Annotated in this window: 15 protein-coding genes and 1 tRNA gene; 7 read left to right on the plus strand and 9 right to left on the minus strand. The window is 60.7% G+C overall.

Annotated elements, in window-relative coordinates; translation table 11 throughout:
* Positions 1 to 19: 19 nt before the first annotated feature.
* From OPV09_RS22055 to OPV09_RS22065, 3 genes are read right to left on the minus strand one after another with little or no spacing between them, the layout of a single operon-like run.
* The gene (locus OPV09_RS22055) at positions 20 to 1,513 is read right to left on the minus strand and encodes a TolC family protein (RefSeq protein ID WP_338679380.1); all 1,494 of its coding nucleotides are present in this window, start codon (positions 1,511 to 1,513) and stop codon (positions 20 to 22) included.
* Entirely contained in the window at positions 1,510 to 4,710 is a 3,201-nt protein-coding gene (locus OPV09_RS22060; protein WP_338679381.1) for an efflux RND transporter permease subunit, read from the minus strand. The genes OPV09_RS22055 and OPV09_RS22060 overlap by 4 nt, the downstream gene beginning before the upstream one ends.
* On the minus strand, positions 4,710 to 5,876 hold the full coding sequence (locus OPV09_RS22065) for an efflux RND transporter periplasmic adaptor subunit (protein WP_338679382.1): 1,167 nt from the start codon (positions 5,874 to 5,876) through the stop codon (positions 4,710 to 4,712). The genes OPV09_RS22060 and OPV09_RS22065 overlap by 1 nt, the downstream gene beginning before the upstream one ends.
* Before the next feature lie 164 nt (positions 5,877 to 6,040).
* Between OPV09_RS22065 and OPV09_RS22070 the strand changes: the two genes are divergently transcribed.
* The 7 genes from OPV09_RS22070 (at position 6,041) to OPV09_RS22105 (ending at position 9,867) form a co-directional block, all read left to right on the plus strand.
* The gene (locus tag OPV09_RS22070) at positions 6,041 to 6,406 is read left to right on the plus strand and encodes a phage tail protein (RefSeq protein ID WP_338682343.1); all 366 of its coding nucleotides are present in this window, start codon (positions 6,041 to 6,043) and stop codon (positions 6,404 to 6,406) included.
* Positions 6,403 to 6,813 (plus strand): phage virion morphogenesis protein, encoded by a 411-nt coding sequence (locus OPV09_RS22075; protein ID WP_425324006.1) that lies wholly within the window; start codon positions 6,403 to 6,405, stop codon positions 6,811 to 6,813. The genes OPV09_RS22070 and OPV09_RS22075 overlap by 4 nt, the downstream gene beginning before the upstream one ends.
* A gap of 174 nt (positions 6,814 to 6,987) precedes the next feature.
* Entirely contained in the window at positions 6,988 to 7,401 is a 414-nt protein-coding gene (locus tag OPV09_RS22085; RefSeq protein ID WP_152546466.1) for a hypothetical protein, read from the plus strand.
* 183 nt (positions 7,402 to 7,584) lie between these two features.
* Positions 7,585 to 7,851 carry a phage virion morphogenesis protein gene (locus OPV09_RS22090; RefSeq protein WP_331778085.1) on the plus strand — a complete coding sequence of 89 codons (267 nt, stop codon included), beginning with the start codon at positions 7,585 to 7,587 and terminating at the stop codon, positions 7,849 to 7,851.
* Positions 7,848 to 8,051: a phage virion morphogenesis protein gene (locus tag OPV09_RS22095; RefSeq protein WP_331778100.1), complete on the plus strand. Its 204-nt coding sequence runs from the start codon at positions 7,848 to 7,850 to the stop codon at positions 8,049 to 8,051. Before OPV09_RS22090 ends, OPV09_RS22095 begins: the two co-directional genes overlap by 4 nt.
* Positions 8,052 to 8,264: 213 nt before the next feature.
* Positions 8,265 to 9,179, plus strand: a complete 915-nt coding sequence (locus OPV09_RS22100) for a hypothetical protein (protein WP_331778086.1) — start codon at positions 8,265 to 8,267, stop codon at positions 9,177 to 9,179.
* Between the two features lie 181 nt (positions 9,180 to 9,360).
* Positions 9,361 to 9,867 carry a phage baseplate assembly protein V gene (locus tag OPV09_RS22105; RefSeq protein ID WP_331778087.1) on the plus strand — a complete coding sequence of 169 codons (507 nt, stop codon included), beginning with the start codon at positions 9,361 to 9,363 and terminating at the stop codon, positions 9,865 to 9,867.
* Positions 9,868 to 10,000: 133 nt separating this feature from the next.
* Here OPV09_RS22105 and OPV09_RS22110 read toward each other — a convergent pair whose 3' ends face one another.
* The 6 genes from OPV09_RS22110 to OPV09_RS22135 form a co-directional block, all read right to left on the minus strand.
* Positions 10,001 to 10,423: a hypothetical protein gene (locus OPV09_RS22110; protein ID WP_331778088.1), complete on the minus strand. Its 423-nt coding sequence runs from the start codon at positions 10,421 to 10,423 to the stop codon at positions 10,001 to 10,003.
* 132 nt (positions 10,424 to 10,555) lie between these two features.
* Positions 10,556 to 10,632: transfer RNA gene (locus OPV09_RS22115), tRNA-Pro, on the minus strand.
* A gap of 102 nt (positions 10,633 to 10,734) precedes the next feature.
* Positions 10,735 to 11,349 carry a TetR/AcrR family transcriptional regulator gene (locus OPV09_RS22120; protein ID WP_338679383.1) on the minus strand — a complete coding sequence of 205 codons (615 nt, stop codon included), beginning with the start codon at positions 11,347 to 11,349 and terminating at the stop codon, positions 10,735 to 10,737.
* 68 nt (positions 11,350 to 11,417) lie between these two features.
* Positions 11,418 to 12,866, minus strand: coding sequence for an AdeC/AdeK/OprM family multidrug efflux complex outer membrane factor (gene adeC, locus OPV09_RS22125; RefSeq protein ID WP_338679384.1), 1,449 nt, complete (start codon positions 12,864 to 12,866; stop codon positions 11,418 to 11,420).
* Between the two features lies 1 nt (position 12,867).
* Positions 12,868 to 16,032, minus strand: coding sequence for an efflux RND transporter permease subunit (locus OPV09_RS22130; protein ID WP_219327482.1), 3,165 nt, complete (start codon positions 16,030 to 16,032; stop codon positions 12,868 to 12,870).
* Between the two features lie 15 nt (positions 16,033 to 16,047).
* Positions 16,048 to 17,262 carry an efflux RND transporter periplasmic adaptor subunit gene (locus OPV09_RS22135; protein ID WP_051991274.1) on the minus strand — a complete coding sequence of 405 codons (1,215 nt, stop codon included), beginning with the start codon at positions 17,260 to 17,262 and terminating at the stop codon, positions 16,048 to 16,050.
* Positions 17,263 to 17,664 lie beyond the last annotated feature (402 nt).

Consider the following 17,664-nt stretch of genomic DNA (forward strand, 5'->3'; position numbering starts at 1 on the left):
CTGCTCGCGCACAGGCAGGTCAAGGCCTGCCTGCGAGTTGCTTCGTCCGGGGAAGCGACCCGGCGCCTTCACAATCGTCGCTTGCCTGCGCGCAGATCTCCCAGCCGCCGCCCAGCGCCTTGTAGATGCTGACAACGGCAAGCCGCTGGTTGGTGCGCGCGACGGCCAGCGCACGCCGGCTGGCGAAGTCGGCCCGTTCCGCTTCGAGCACGTCCAGGTAGAGACCTGCGCCTGCCGAAAACTGTAGCCTGGCAAGACGCGCAGCCTCGCGGGTTGCCGCCGATTCCTGCATTCGCAAACCGAGCGTGCTGCCTGCCGTGCCATGGGCTTTGAAGGCATCGTCCGTTTCCTGGAGTGCGCGCAAGACGGCCCGGTCGTAGACGAGCAGGGCTTCCCGGGCGCGTGCCTCGCTGGCGGCGATGCGGGCGCGCACGCGCCCCGTATCGAGCAGATTCCAGCGGATGACGGGGCCAAGGAAGCTCGACTGCATGCCAGCGTCGCCCATTGCATCGAGGCTCCCCCCGACGAGTCCGATGGAACCCGTTACCTGGACCTCGGGATACAGGCCAGCCGTCTCCACCCCGATGCGGGCGGTCGCGGCAGCCAGATTGCGCTCGGCCGCCGCAATATCGGCGCGCCGCGCGAGCAGCCCGGCGGGATCGCCTACGGCGATCGTCCGCACCGTCAGCGCGTCACTTGCCGGCGTGGCGGCGGGAAGGCTGAACGTCTGCGGCACTTCGCCAAGCAGGATGGCCAGCGCGTTGACGGAGGCCGCGCGGCGGCGCTCCAGTTCGGGCGCGGCCACCTCCACCGAGCGCAGCAAGGCCTCGGCGCGAAGGCGGTCGAGTTCGCTGGCAGAGCCTGCGCTCACCATGCGTTCGACCAGCGCCAGGCTGTCGCGCTGGCTTTGGGTGATGCTGGCAACGACAGCGAGTTCAGCTTCGATGCCGCCCAGTTCGAACCAGGTCGCCGCCACCGTGGCGGCAACACCCGCCTGCACGCCGCGCAGCAAGGCCTCGCGCGAGCCCGCCTGCGCCTGGCCCGCCTCCACGGACCGCCGCACGCGGCCGAACAGGTCGATCTCCCAGGACGCATCGACGGTGCCGCGATAGCTTTCGCTCCGGCGCGGCTGGCCGGGCAGCGTTTCGGCCTTGCTCAGGCGGCGCTTCTCATACCCGAGCGCGGCGCCACCTTGCGGCAGGAAGCCCTGCCGGTCTTCGCGCAGCAAGGCTTTTGCCTCCGCGAGCCGGGCGGCAGCGATGCCGACGTCGTGGTTGGCCGCCAGCGCCCGCTGGATCAGGGTGACCAGCGCCGGGTCGTCGAAGCTGCGCCACCACTCCACCTCGACCGCTCCCGGCGCGAGACCGGCGTAGGCCTGGCCTGCGCTGCCGGAAAACTGCGATGCGGACAGCGGCGGCGGCAAAGGCGTCGCATAATCGGGGCCGACCGCGCAGCCGGCCAGCAACGTGAGCCCATTCAATGAGACTAAAATTGTTTGATACGGGCGATTCATGTCGTGCTCCTGTCCATGCTTGTCTTGGTAATTGGCGTGTGGCGCTCGAAGCGGGCCGCCAGAGCGCGCATCACCACATAAAACACGGGCGTGAGGAACAGTCCGAACAGTGTCACGCCCAGCATGCCGGCGAACACCGCGATCCCCATGGCCTGGCGCATCTCGGAGCCGGCGCCACTGGCAAAAACCAGCGGCACGACGCCAGCGATGAAGGCAAGCGAGGTCATCAGGATGGGCCGTAGCCGCAACCGGCAAGCCTCGATGACGGCATCGAGCGCGCTCGCCCCTTCCATTTCCAGGCTACGTGCGAACTCGACAATGAGGATGGCGTTCTTGGCCGCCAGTCCGACGAGCACGATCAGTCCGATCTGCACAAAGATATTGTTGTCGCCACCCGCCAGCCACACGCCGATGATCGCGCTCAGCAAGCACATCGGTACGATCAGCAGGACGGCCAGCGGCAGCAGCCAGCTGTTGTACTGTGCGGCCAGGATCAGATAGGCGAGCAGCACACACAGCGGGAAGATGAACAGCGCCGAATCGCCGGCCAGCTTTTGCTGGTAGGTAAGGTCGGTCCATTCAAAGCTCATGCCTTCAGGCAGCACCTCCTTCGCCAGCCGTTCCATGACCGCCACGGCCTGCCCCGAACTGACGCCTGGCATCGCGCCGCCCGAGATGTCGGCCGAAGGATAGCCATTGTAGTGAACCACGCGGTCCGGACCGGAACTGGGCGTGACGGTGACAAACGACGACAAGGGCAGCATGTCGCCGGCCGCATTGCGTACCTGCAAGCGGCCGATGGCCTCGGCCTGCATGCGATGCTCGGCATCGGCCTGGGCCGTCACCTTGTAGGTCCGGCCGAAGCGGTTGAAGTCGTTGACGTAGAGGGAACCGAGGTAGATCTGCAACGATTCGAACACGTCGGCCAGGCGCACTCCCTGGCTCTTGACCTGGGTACGGTCGATGGCGACCTCGAGCTGCGGGGCATTGACGTCCAGGCTGGTCATGAGGCCGGCCACCTGTCCCGACTCGCTTGCCTTGGTCATCAGGATATGCGTCTGCCGCACCAGGGCATCGAGCCCGGCGCTGCCACGGTCCTCGACCAGCATCTTGAAACCACCGGTCGCGCCAAGGCCGGGCACTGGCGGCGGCGGGAACACGCCGAGGAAACCGTCGGGAATGCCAGCGAACTTCGCCTGCAGGCGCCCGGCAATCGCATTCGCCGTGAGGTCGGGCGTCGTGCGCGCCTTGAACGGGTCGAGCATGACGAACATGACGGCCGCGTTCGGCACGTTGACGAAGCCGTTGATCGACAAGCCGGGGAAGGCGACGACGCTTTCGACGCCAGGCTCGGCCAGCGCAATCTTCGACATCTGCTTGGCGACCGCGTCGGTACGGTCCAGCGATGACGAGTTGGGCAACTGCGCGATCGCCACCAGATAGTATTTGTCCTGCATCGGCACGAAGCCCGGCGGCACGGCCTTGAAGCCGAAGAAGGTCAGCGCAAGCAGGCCGCCGTACACGAGCAAGGCCATGCCGCTGACCCTGACGACTTTGCGCACCGTGTTGCCATACGCATCCGGCGCGCGCTGGAACGGCCGGCCCAGCATCTGCAACAGGCGCTCGGCGCGGCCACGCAGGCTGCGTGGATCATGCACGGCCTCGGCCTCGGCCCCGGCCCCGGCCTTGACCTTGCCTGGCTTGAGCAGGAGGCCGGCAAGCGCCGGGCTGAGCGTGAGCGAATTGACGGCCGACAGGATGGTCGAGATGGCGATCGTCAGCGCGAACTGGCGGTAGAACTCGCCCTGCAGGCCGCTCAGGAAGGCGGTCGGAATGAACACGGCGGCAAGCACCGAAGTGATCGCGATGATGGGGCCCGTGACCTCATCCATGGCGCGCCTTGCCGCTTGCCTGGGCTCCTCGCCATTTTCGATGTGGCGTTCGACGTTCTCGACCACCACGATGGCGTCATCGACGACGATGCCGATCGACAGCACCAGGCCGAACAGGGATAGCGTGTTGAGCGAAAAGCCCATCAGATGCATGACGGCGAAGGTGCCGATCAGCGACACCGGTACCGCCATGAGGGGGATCAGCGAGGCGCGCCAGTTGCGCAGGAACAGCACCACCACGATGACGACGAGAATGATCGCCTCCAGCAAGGTCGTTGCCACCGATTCCAGCGAGGCACGCACAAAGACCGTCGGGTCATAGGCGATGCGCGAGCTCAGTCCCGCCGGGAAATTTTCCTCCAGCCGCTGCATGGTATCGCGTACCGCCTGCGCAACGTCGAGCGCATTGGCGCCTGGGCTTTGAATGATTTGCAAGGCGACGGCCGGCTCGCCGTCCAGCAAGCTGCGCAGCGCATACGCGTCGGCGCCCATTTCGATGCGGGCCACGTCGCGCAAGCGCGTCACCTGGCCTTCGGCGCCCGTGCGGATGATGATGTCGCCGAACTGTTCCTCGTCGGTCAAGCGTCCGAGCGTGTTGACCGTCACCTGGAAGGCGGCGCTGGAATCGGGAGACTGGCCGACGGAACCGGCGGCCACCTGCACGTTCTGTTCGCGCACGGCGGCAATCACCTCGCCGGCCGTCAGGCCGCGTGCGGCGATCAGGTTCGGATCGAGCCACAGCCGCATGCTGTATTCGCCCGCGCCCCAGACGAGGACGTCGCTGATGCCGGGGATGCGGGACAGCTCGTCGCGCACCTGCAGGTAGGCGTAATTCGATATGTACAGGGGATCGTAGCGCTTGTCGGGCGACAGCAGGTGCACCACCATCAGGATGTCCGGCGAGGTTTTCTGCGTGACGACGCCCTGGCGCTGCACTTCTTCAGGCAAACGCGGCAGCGCGCGCGCGACCCGGTTCTGCACCTGGACCTGCGCCATGTCGGCATTCGTCCCCTGCGCGAAAGTGACGGTCAAGGTCATGCGGCCGTCGGTTGCCGATTGGGACGACATGTACTGCATGCCCTCGACCCCGGTGATGGCCTGCTCGAGCGGCGCCGCCACCGTTTCGGCGATCACCTTGGGATTGGCGCCAGGATAGGCGGCGCTCACCTGCACGGTCGGCGGCGTCACGGCAGGATACTCGCTGAGCGGCATCTGGAAGAAAGCAACGATGCCGGCGAGCACCATCAGGACCGAAAGGACGATGGCAAAGATCGGGCGGTCGATGAAGAAACGTGGGAAAGACATTACGCGGCTCCCGAGGTTTTCGGCACGGTGATGGGCGTGCCGTCAATGCCGGCCGGCTGCGGCGTCACCTGCATGCCAGGGCGCACGAGTCCCTTGACGACGATGCGCTCGCCGGGCTGCAGCCCCTGCTCGATCACGCGCAAACCGTCGACCATCGGGCCAAGCTCGACGGGACGGAACTCCGTCTTGTCGCCTTTGCCGACCACGAGCACATAGCGGCGCCCCTGGTCGGTGCCTATCGATTGATCGGAAACGAGCACCCTGGCTTGCTGCGCCCCCGTCTCCAGCCTGACCTTGGCAAACAGGCCGGGCGTCAGTTTGCCATCGGGGTTGTCGACCACGGCGCGGACACGCACCGTTCCCGTCCCGCGGTCAGCGGCGTTGGCCAGGAAATCGACACGGCCGGGACGTACATATGTCTTGTCCGTGGCCAGCGCCACCATGACCTTGGCCGCCTGCGTTCCACGCACAGCGGCGCTGGCCCGGCCGGCGGCGAGCGAGCGCAAATAGGTACGCTCATCGACATCGAAATAGACGTGCAGGGGATCGATGGAAACGATCGTCGTCAGGGGTGTCACGCCGCTGGCGACATAGTTGCCCTCGGTGACCAGGACTTGGCCGACTCGTCCGCTGATCGGCGCCGTGACGCGCGTGAAACCGAGCTCCAGTTGCGCGGCGTCGAGCGCGGCCTTGGCGGCGTCGACCTGTGCCTTGCCCGCATGCAGCGCCGCCGTCGCCACGTCGAGACGGTCGCGCGCGACGATCTTCGTGGCGAACATCTGTTCGGCCCGCTCATGCTCGGCCTGGGCCAGCATCGACGCCGCCTCAGCCTCGCGCAAGCGCGCTGTGGCGGCATGCACCGCAGCCTGGAACACGCGCGGATCGATCACAAAGAGCTTGCTGCCCTTCTCGACAAAGCGGCCTTCCGGCACGCTCACGTCCTGCAGGTAGCCGGCCACCTGCGGGCGCAACTCAACCCGCTTGACGGCGGTCAGCGAGCCGTTGAACTCGACGTAGGGTGTTGCCTGGCGAACGACCACTTCGGCAACGGGAACGCTGGGCGGCTTGGCCGCAGCGGCAGGCGATGCCGTCTGCTTGCATCCGCTGACGGCAAGCGCGGTGACCAGCACTGCGGGGATCAGAATTATTGGTGTGACTTTCATCATTGTGCCTTTCGCGACTGGAGTCGACATGGTTTTGTTGAGCTGAAACAACTCCCATCGCCTTTATCCGACCTGACACACTTGGAAGGTCAAGCTTTTTTATCGATGTGAGGACTGGGGCGGCTCGGCGCGGTGATGCGCACCGTGTCGAAACTTCCTTGGCGCGTATGGCCGCCGCCATCTCCGCCCTGCAGCGCAACCATGACCGCCTGCTGGTCTTCGCCGACGAGGGCAATGTGGTGGCCCTGATCGCCTGGCTGAAAGTCCACCAGCTCGACCTGATGGCCAACGAAGAAAGGCGCAAGCACGGCATCGCCTTCGAGGTCGATTTTAATAACCACGAAACGGTCGATATTTCCATCAAGCTGGACCTGACCGAACGCGTGGCCGTCAAGACCGGCGAGGTGGGCCGCCTCGACATCAAACACCTGGCCGAGATACAGCACATGCCGGCCTACGCGGACGAGTTCTGGAAACTGTATGACGGCGAGACACTTCTGCCCGAATGGCGCACGCCCGAGGCAACGCCATGAGCGGCAACCTGCACACTTTGGCAACCTTGGCCAGCGCCCTGCTGGCCAAGCTGCAACCGGCCCAGCGTCGCGCCATCAATCACAAGGTCGCCATCGACCTGCGCCGCAGCCAGACGCAGCGCATCAAGGCACAGCAGGGGCCTGATGGCGCCGCGTATCCGACACGCAAGCGGCGCAAGGAATTCAAGAGGAAGAATGGGCGGATCAAGCGGCAGAAAGCGGCCATGTTCGCCAAAATTCGCACAGCCAAATACCTGAAAGTGAAGGCGACAGGCGACCAGATCGACGTCGGCTTCTTTGGCTGGGTGGCGCGCGTGGCGCATGTGCATCAATTTGGCCAGCCCGACCGCGTTACCAAAAAAAGGGGCCCGTCTACAAGTACCCGGAGCGGCCGTTTCTGGGCTTGAGTGAACCGGATAGGACGTTGATACGCGAATCGCTGCTGCGTCACATGGAAAAAAACTAAGATGCTTCAATGCAAACTTCAACTGACATCAGTTATCAAATGAGTTAGAGTCGCGTGATATTGGCCGGTACCGGCCAAACGCAGCCACATTTACAGTTATCCTTAGTACCCAACTATGAAAAAAAATATCGTTATTTTACTCGCCACGTTGTGTTGCGGATGTGCGAGCAATAAGCCACCTATCAGCATGCATGCAACCACACCGCCAGGAACAGAAAAACTCTTGGCGAACGCCTACCGGTTAATTGATGCCTATCAGCAAGATGACGCCAAGACTTGGAACAACCTTGTTTGCATGGCGTTATCACACGAGAATGTGATTGGTCTGGCAGCAGTCAAATCTTGGGGGAAAATTCAATCCCCTCGCCTTGTGTCTGTTTCCGCCGTCTCCGATGCGGCAAACGCATTGCCCGGACATGAACGGCCGATGGTCGCTATTGAAGTCCAGGCAGAGAACTACCCTTCCAGAGAATATGAGATCAGGTTTTATGAAAGCAGTGACAGAGAATGTGTCCTTGTAACTTTTTAGATTTGGCACTTTAACTGCAACTACTCATCGGAAATTTCAACTGGCGAATGTTGCCCTAACCTTCCGACTGGACATCCAGCACCTGGCCGAGATACAGCACATGCCCGCCTATGCGGACGAGTTCTGGAAGCTGTATGACGGCGAGACCCTGCTGGCCGAATGGCGCACGCCCGAGGCGACAGCATGAGTGACGACCTGCATGCACTGGAAGCCTGGGCCGGCGCCTTGCTGGCCAAGCTGCAGCCAGCCCAGCGCCGCGCCATCAATCACAAGGTGGCCATCGACCTGCGCCGCAGCCAGGCGCAGCGCATCAAGGCGCAGCAGGCGCCGGACGGTACCGCCTACCCGGCACGCAAGCGGCGCAAGGAATTCAAGGGCAAGAATGGGCGGATCAAGCGGCAGAAGGCGGCGATGTTTGCCAAGATTCGTACCGCCAAGCACTTGAAATAAAGGCGACCAGCGACCAGATCGAAGTTGGTTTCTTTGGCTGGGTGGCGCGGGTGGCGCGCGTGCATCAGTTCGGCCAGCACGAGCGAGTAGACAAGAAGGAAGTCATCTACCAATACCCGAGGCGACCGCTACTAGGACTGAATATGTTGGAATGGAAGTTGGTACGCCATTCTTTGCTGCATCACCTGCAAAGTTCTTAGGGAAAATTGAAAATGGCAGATTTTCATCTACCTGATCAGATCATATACATAGCGAGCATCGCACTACCTGAACAACACACACACAATTTTATTAAGAAATTCACAATAAAACAACAGAAGGCGAGATGAAAAATAGTTATACGAACTATAAAATAATTGCCATAAAACAACCAAGTTGATACACTGAAATATCATCAACTCGGAATTTTCACTATGACTGCCAAAAAACACGCACAAATTAGCACTCCTCAAGATATTGAGGAAACTTCCTTACCAGAAGAATGTTTTGTAATTATGCCAATATCAGATCAATTGGGATATGATTCCGGACATTTCGCCAAAGTTTATGAAGATATTTTCAAACCAGCATGCCAAATCGCTGGTTATAAGGCAACTAGAGCTGACGATGTTAAAGAAAGCAATTTAATACATCTTGATATTTTGAAGAGGGTTGTTCACTCGCCTATGGCTATATGTGATCTTAGCAGTCGAAATCCGAACGTATTGTTTGAACTTGGTTTGCGCCAAGCATTTGATAAACCAACAATTCTGGTTAAAGATGCAGATACACAAGATATTTTCGACATCGCTCCGATTCGCTATACAACCTATCATAAGACACTACGATACAGAGAAGTTTTAGAAGATCAGAAATCGATCTCTGATGCCATACGCTCTACTCGAGATGCAGCCGGGAAACCGTACAATGTGAATTCCTTAATAAAATTACTTGAACTCTCAAGCCCAGCAAAAATAATAGAAAACGGCCAGCCCGATCCACAAGGGTATTTTCAAGTATTGATGGCAGAGATCACACAATTAAGACGTGATTTCAGAAGCGAAAAGTTAGAAACGGGAGAAATGAAAAATTCAACAATGAATTACAACGATGAAATTAGAGGAAAAGCAGAAATATTAAGAAAAAAAGTTCAAAGGATTCAAAACTCTATAGCAACAGGATCGAAAGTTGAAAGCCTAGAAGAAAATATTGTCGAATGCATAGAATTGGGAAAAGAAGCTATTATTTATTACAATAGTAATTCCAAATTCAGGGCGGGACCTCGCCAAAAATCAGTAGAAAACGATTTAATAATATTGGAAAACTTACACATTCAGTGCCTCTTATAAATTACACCAATAAAATCCGATTCATTCTGAAAAAATCCGAAGGACTATTACGTACCTTCATCGGCATTAACTCGCTTATCAACCCGCCCCCGTCGTGCATCCGCACGCGGACTTCGGCAACATGCACTGCATGAACGCCGACCTTTCCGACCTCACCCGGTCGCTGTAAAACTTGATCCGCTTGGGCACCATTGCCGAGGTCAAAGGGGTCAAGGCGCGCGTGCGGCTCGGGCCGACACTCACCACGGAATGGCTGAGATGGGCCACGGGCAGCACGCGCACTTGGTCGGCGCCCACCGTGGGCGAACAGGTCATCGTCTTTGCCACAGGCTGTGGCCTGTCGCGCGGCCTCATCTTGCCGGTGCTGTACTCGCAGGAATTTGACGTAGCCGAATCGAGCGACAGCATCCACACCACGCACTATCCTGACGGCGCCGTGGTGCAGTACGGCCATGCGGCACACGCGCTGACGGCCACGCTGCCAGGCAGCACCGCCACCAGCTTGGGCCTTGGTTCGATGTGGGAGCGCGCAAAGGAGTGCGTTGGTATGAAGGATGACGTGGTATTCCGTGATATCCGGGCCTTGGCGGCCAAGGATGCGGCACGGCACGGCGAGAACCGCAGCGACATTCAAAAGCGCCGGGTGCACACGTCAGGCAAGACCACGGAATCTACATCAAGGAAGTGATTGCGGATGTTTCCGAGATCCCGATAACATTACCCTGGCTTGAATAAAACCCGACCTTCGCAAGTAGTCGCGGCTGCTTCCGCTCCGCAGCAGACATAGTTCTGACGCATTCGGCATATGTCGCCGCTGCCGATCAAGCGTCGTGATAAACAACGCCGTATGTGTCGAACATCGCTCCAGCCAGCTCGATCATGCTGAGGCCGCTGCGCTCCCAAAACGTCAGAAAGTATGTCAACTTGTCGCAAGGAGCTTCAGCATCCATGCCATGCAGCGCACAAATCGTGGCTCTGATACGCAACACATCAGGGTCATCCGACATATCGCGCCCACGGATGGCCTCCCAAAGCATCGCCCGGGCAGCTAAGGCCTCGCTATCCGTTGCCGCGCCCTCAAAATATCGCTTAGCAACCAAAACAGAAGATTGCGCGATAAGGGGCAGACATTCGATCACACGCGCCAGGGCGCTGACCATAAAGCATTGAGCATCACCGTGCTCTGCCGAATCATCCAGATCAACGGTGGATGAAATAACATCAAAAGGATTACGGTGAGACATGCTGACTTTCCAAGCAAAGCTTGCTTGGTCATACGTCGCGTAAACGGAAAAACCCAGCACCGATATTATACAAACGTATAATATACAGTACTGGGTTTCTATACAGCTTGCGCCGTAAGTCCTTGAATCTAATGGTCGGGGCGAGAAGATTCGAACTTCCGACCCCATGCACCCCATGCATGTACGCTACCAGGCTGCGCTACGCCCCGACGAGGTGGGAATTATAGCAGACGCTTTTAGGTTTTTGCCATGCTTTGCGCATGATTCATATCGAACTGCGCAAACTTTTTTGCATGCCCCGTCCAGGCGCCCTATTCGCTCAGCAGCAGCGCCGTGAGGACGATGCGGAAACCGGCGATCAGCGGTTCGACCTTGACGTCTGGATTGTGCACCAGGCGTACGGGCAAGCCCTGGTACATGGCGATCATGGCGTTCAGGCGCCCTTCCAGCATCTCCTCACCGGCGGGCAAACCGCGCTTGATGCGCGCGTCGCGGATGATGGCGAGCAGCTGCTGGCGTGAACGCACGTCCGCGCAGCGCAGCATCTCGGCGATCACCGGATTGCGCGAGGCCTCGGCAAAAATCTCGAGCGGCATCACCCACGTTTTCGGGTCCAGGCTTTCCAGCACGTGCTCGCCCGCATTGTCGATCACGGACTGCAGCGGGTCTTCGCGCTGCGCCAGATCCTGCATCAGGTTCGACACCCGCTCGGTGTTCTTCATGACGAAGGCGGCGATGATCGCATCCTTGCTGTCAAAATAATTATAGATGTGGCCCGCGCTCATGCCGGCCGCTTTCGATATCTCGGCCATGCTGGCGCCGTGAAAGCCGCGGCGGCTGAAACAGCTTTCGGCCGCATCGAGCACCTGCTTGCGCCGCGTGTTGGCGCGCTCCGGGTCCGGATGCTTCTTTTCAACTTGGTTCATGATTTTCCAGTAGCGCGCCGGCCCTGCCCCTGCGGACAAGGGCAAGGCCGGCGTCGGCGTCCCCGTGGTTATTGGGCGCCGCCAGCCGCCGCGACGGCTGTCTGCTCAGGCTGCCAACCGCCGCCCAGTACCTTGTACAGGGTGACCAGGTTGGTCGATTTGGCCAGGCGCGCCGTGATCAGGCTTTGCTGCGCCGTGTACAGCGCGCGCTGGGCCACGAGGGCGTTCAGGTAGGACTCGGCGCCCTGCTTGTAACGCGCGTCGTGGATGGTGTAGCTCTTCGTCGACGCCTCGACCAGCGAGACCTGCGACTGCAGGCGCTCGTCGATGGTGCCGCGCTGGGCCAGCGCATCGGACACTTCACGGAAGGCGACCTGGATCGCCTTTTCGTATTGCGCCACGGAGATTTCACGCTGCACCTTGGCGATATCGAGGTTGGCGCGGTTCACGCCGCCATCGAAGATCGGCAAGCTGATCTGCGGCAGGAAACTCCAGGTGCCGCTGCCGCCCTTGAACAGGCCGGACAGGTTGTCGCTGACCGAGCCCGCCGTCGCCGTCAGCGAAATGCGCGGGAAGAAAGCCGCGCGCGCCGCGCCGATGTTGGCGTTGGCCGAGCGCAAGGTGCGCTCGGCCGCCAGCACGTCGGGACGGCGTTGCAGCACGTCCGACGGCACGCCGGACGGAATGTCCGCCAGCGCCGTCACGGCGCCGAACTCGCCTTGCGGCAGCAGGTCGGCCGGCACAGGGCCGCCCACCAGCAGCACCAGCGCGTTCTGGTCGAGCGCTACCTGGCTCGTGTAGACGGCCACGTCGGACCGGGCCGATTCCACGCTGGTCTGGGCATCGTACTTGTCCAGGCCCGAGGTGGCGCCCGCACTGAAGCGGCGCACGGCCAGGTCATACGACGACTGCTGGCTCTTCAAGGTGTCTTGCGCCACACGCAGGCGCTGCTGGTCGGCCACCAGGTTCAGATAGGTGCTGGCCACTTCGGCCACCAGGCTGATCTGCTGCGCACGGCGTGCTTCTTCCGTGCCCAGATATTGCTCCAGCGCGCTGTCGGACAGGCTGCGCACGCGGCCGAAGAAGTCCAGCTCGTACGCCGACACGCCCAGGTTCGCCGTGTACTGGCGATTGATGGACGCTTCGCCCGTCGGGCTGGCGTTTTTCGAAATGCGCGTGGCCGATTGGCCGCCCGAGGCCGACAGGGTCGGGATCAGGGCGGCGCGTTCGATGCCGTAGGTGGCGCGCGCCTTCTCGATGTTCAGGATCGAGACGCGCAGGTCGCGGTTGTTGGCCAGCGCCAGTTCCAGTACCTGGCGCAAACGCGCATCGGCAAAGAACTCGCGCCAGGCGACGTCCGCCACCGGCTTGGCGTCGGCGGCGGACGTGTCGGCCTTGTAGGAAGGACCGGTCGGCCACGCCGTGGGCGCCGGCGCTGCCGGACGCTCGTACGTGGGAGCCAGGCTGCAACCGGCCAGCAAGGCCAGTGCCGCCATGGAGAGTAGCGTTTTTTTCATATTAATGCGCATCCTTAGAAAGCGTGACGGCTGGCGAGCCAGGCGTCGCCGGCGTGGTGGGCGCGTCCGACTTCGAGAAGAAGCCGCGCACCAGCACGAAGAACACCGGCACGAAGAAGATACCGAGGAACGTGGCCGTCAACATGCCGCCCAGCACGCCGATACCGATGGCGTTCTGGCTGCCGGAACCGGCGCCGCTGGAAATCGCCAGTGGCAGCACGCCCAGACCGAAAGCGATCGAGGTCATCAGAATCGGACGCAGACGCAGACGCACCGCATGCAAGGTCGCGTCCAGCAGCGACATGCCCGATTCCTGCATTTCCTTGGCGAATTCGACGATCAGAATCGCATTCTTCGCCGACAGGCCCACCACCGTGAGCAAGCCCACCTGGAAGTACACGTCATTCGACAGGCCGAAGAACCACGTACCCAGCACGGCGCCGATCACGCCCAGCGGTACCACCAGCAGCACCGAGAAAGGAATCGACCAGCTTTCATACAGCGCGGCCAGGCACAGGAACACGATCAGCAGCGACAGCGCGTACAGCTGCGGCGTCTGCGAACCGGATTCGCGCTCTTCCAGCGACACGCCGGTCCAGCTCATGCCGATGCCAGGCGGCAGCTTGGCCACCATTTCTTCCATCGCGTTCATGGCGGCGCCCGTGCTCTGGCCCGGCGCCGGCGTACCGAGGATCTCCACCGACGGCAAGCCGTTGTAGCGTTCCAGGCGTGGCGAAGCGTAGATCCACTTGCCCGTGGCGAAGGCCGAGAACGGCACCATCTGGCCAGCGCCATTGCGCACGAACCATTTATTCAAGTCTTCCGGCAGCATGCGCGATTCGGCATTACCTTGCATGAACACTTTCTTCACACGGCCGCGGTCGAGGAAGTCATTCACATACGAACTACCCCAGCCCACGCTCAGCACGCGGTTGATTTCCGAGATCTGCAGGCCCAGCGCGGTAGCTTTCTGCTGGTCGATGTCGATCTTGTACTGCGGCGTATCTTCCTGGCCGTTCGGGCGCACACCGACCATGGCCGGATTTTGCGACGCCATGCCCAGCAACTGGTTACGCGCCGCCATCAGGGCGTCATGGCCGACACCGCCGATATCCTGCAGCTGCATGTCGAAACCGGTGGCGTTACCCAGTTCCAGCACGGCAGGCGGGGCGAACGTAAACACCATCGCATCCTTGATCTGCAACAGCTTGCCCATGGCGCGGCCGGCCACGGCCGGCGCTTTTTGCGCCACGTCCTTGCGCAGCGACCAGTCTTTCAGGCGCACGAAGGCGATACCCGTATTCTGGCCGTTACCGCCGAAGCTGAAACCTGCCACGGCAAACACGGAAGCGACGTTGTCTTTCTCGCTGTTCATGAAGTGGTCTTCGACCTGCTCGATCACTTTCAGGGTGCGCTCTTGCGTGGCGCCCGTCGGCAATTGAATCTGCGTAAACAGGATGCCCTGGTCTTCTTCCGGCAGGAAGGAGGTCGGCAGGCGCATGAAGACGAATACCAGGCCGGCCAGCAGGATGACGTACAACAGCATCGAGCGGGCGCGGTGGCGGATCATGCTGCCGACCATACCCTGGTATTTGTTGCTGCTGCTATCGAAGCTGCGATTGAACCAGCCGAAGAAACCCTTGTTCGTCGCGTGATGGCCTTTTTCGACCGGTTTCAGCAACGTCGCGCACAAGGCTGGAGTAAACACCAGCGCGACGACGACGGACAGCACCATCGACGAAACGATCGTGATCGAGAACTGGCGGTAGATCACGCCCGTCGAACCGCCGAAGAAAGCCATCGGCACGAACACGGCCGACAGCACCATGGCGATACCGACCAGCGCGCCCGTGATCTGCGTCATGGACTTGCGCGTCGCTTCCAGCGGCGACAAGCCCTCTTCGCTCATCACGCGCTCGACGTTTTCCACCACCACGATCGCATCATCGACCAGCAGGCCGATGGCCAGCACCATGGCGAACATGGTCAAGGTATTGATCGAGTAACCGAACGCATTCAGGATGCCGAAGGTACCGAGCAGCACGACCGGCACGGCCATGGTCGGGATCAGGGTGGCGCGGAAGTTTTGCAGGAACAGATACATCACCAGGAATACCAGGATGACGGCTTCGACCAGGGTTTTCACCACTTCTTCGATCGACAGTTTCACGAACGGGGTCGTGTCGAACGCCACCTGGTAGCTCATGCCTTCAGGGAATTGCTTGCTCAGGTTGCCCAGCATGGCTTTCGCCGCATTGGCCGTATCGAGCGCATTGGCGCCCGTCGCCAGCTTGATCGCCACGCCGGTCGCCGCATGGCCGTTGTAACGGGCCACGGTGTTGTAGTTCTCGCGGCCCAGTTCCATGCTGGCCACGTCCTTCAGGTGCACCATGGCACCCTCGGTGGTGGTTTTCAGCAAGATGGCGCCGAACTGCTCCACCGTTTGCAAGCGGCTTTGCGCCGAGACGGTGGCGTTCAGCTGCTGGCCCTTGACGGACGGCGTGCCGCCCAGTTCACCGGCCGACACTTCCGCATTCTGCGCCTGCACGGCCGTGATCACGTCCGCCGGGGTCAGGTTGAAGCTTTGCAGCTTGGCCGGGTCGAGCCAGATACGCATCGCGTACTGCGAACCGAACAGCGTCACATCGCCCACACCAGGAACGCGGCTCAGCGGATCGACGACATTGGCGGCCACATAGTCGCTCAAGTCGGTCTGGTCCATCTTGCCGTTTTCGGAAATGAAGCCGAACACCATCAGGAAGTTCTTCGTCGCTTTCGACACGACAAGACCTTGTTGCGTGACAGCCGTCGGCAGCAGCGGCGTGGCCAGCTGCAGCTTGTTCTGTACCTGCACCTGGGCGATGTCGGGATTGGTGCCGCTGGTAAACGTCAGCGTGATGCTGATGCCGCCAGTCGCATCGCTCGACGAAGACATGTAGCGCAAGCCGTCGATACCCTTCATCTTTTGTTCGATGACCTGGGTGACCGCATCTTCCACGGTCTTGGCGGAGGCGCCAGGGTAAGAGCCGCTGATCGAAATCGACGGCGGAGCGATGCTCGGGTACTGCGCGATCGGCAGGCTGAGGATCGAAATCACGCCGGCAAGCATGATGACGATCGCGACCACCCAGGCAAAAATCGGGCGGTCAATGAAAAAACGGGCCATTAATATTCTCCTGAATTAGTGGGCGCTGGCAGCCGATGCTGCGGCAGAAGCGGCAGCGGCGGGCGCAGGAGCGGCTTCGGCCTTGGCCGGTACGGCAACGGCTGGGGCGCCTGGCTTGACTTTTTGCAAGCCTTCCACGATCACGCGGTCGCCTGCGGCCAGGCCGGACGTCACCAGCCAGTTGGTGCCGACGGTGCCGCTGGTAGTCAGCACGCGCTGCTCGACCTTGTTTTCCTTGTTCAGGATCATGGCGGTAGCCTGGCCCTTCTGGTTGCGCGTCACGCCCACTTGCGGCACGGTAATGGCTTTCTCATCGACGCCCGTTTCCAGCTGCGCACGCACGTACATACCTGGCAGCAATTCACCTTTCGGGTTCGGGAACAGCGCGCGCAGGATCACATTGCCGGTGGTCGGATCGACCGTCACGCCGGAAAACTGCAGCTTGCCCGATTCGCCGTACTTGCTGCCGTCCGGCAGAATCAGGTCGACCTTGGCCTGGCCTTCGCCCACTTTCTTCAGCGAGCCGTCGGCCATCTGGCGCTTCAGGCGCAGCAGGTCGGTGCTCGACTGCGTCACGTCGACATAGATCGGGTCGAGTTGCTGCACGGTGGTCAGCGCTTCGGCCTGGCCCGCCGTCACCAGCGCGCCGGCCGTCACGGTCGAGCGGCTGGTGCGGCCGCTGATCGGCGCCGTCACGGTGCTGTAGCGCAGGTTGATGTTCGCCGATTCCAGCGCCGCAGTGGCGGACTCGACGTCTGCCTTCGCTTGCTCGAATGCGGCGACGGCATCATCGTATTCCTGGCGGCTCACGCCTTCGATGGCGACCAGTTCCTTGTAGCGCGACGCTTTCGGACCAGCCGTCAGCAGGTTGGCCTTGGCTTTCGACAGCGCGGCCTTGGCCGAATTGGCGGCCGCCTGGTACGTGGCCGAGTCGATCTGATACAGGGCCGTGCCCGCTTTCACATCGCTACCTTCGACAAACAGGCGCTTCTGGATCAAGCCACCGACTTGCGGGCGCACATCGGCGACCTGGTAGGCATTCGTACGGCCGGGCAATTCGGCGCTCATCGGCAACGCGGCCGGATTAACAGTAAACACGACCACCTGTGGCGCTTGCTGCGCGTGAGGTGCTTCCTGTTTTTTACTGCAGCCGGCCATGATTACAGTGGCGCACAGAACGGCAATAGCGCCGCTCGTACGCGGCGACGTCAGGGAAAAGGTTGGTTGCATCTTGGACTTTCTGAAAAAGAAGCTGGCTAGTGTCGTTAGAAATGACTAAATTTATTAACGCAGATCAAAGAATGAACGATCATTCTAAAATCGTCAAGCATCGTTACAATTGAAACATAGTAACCATCAAGCGGATTAAATTATCAATGAGGCAACAAAGTAAAGACAGCTACAGCAGCGGCGCGCCAGCAAAGTCAGCTACGAAGCTGGCGTACGGTGGCAAAAATGGCAATGCGGAAAAGGTGGATTGAGTGAATACTGTAGCAGGGTCAAGATTTCTTTGCTGAACTGACCAACGCGGACGCAACACCGCCCCACGCGGCAGGCGCGACGGAATAATTATTTACCAATGGTATCGAAAAGACATGCCGCGGCAGACGCGCTACTATATTGGCCACGGCG

This window comes from Janthinobacterium sp. TB1-E2 (assembly GCF_036885605.1).
GTDB classification, from domain to species: Bacteria; Pseudomonadota; Gammaproteobacteria; order Burkholderiales; family Burkholderiaceae_D; genus Janthinobacterium; species Janthinobacterium aestuarii.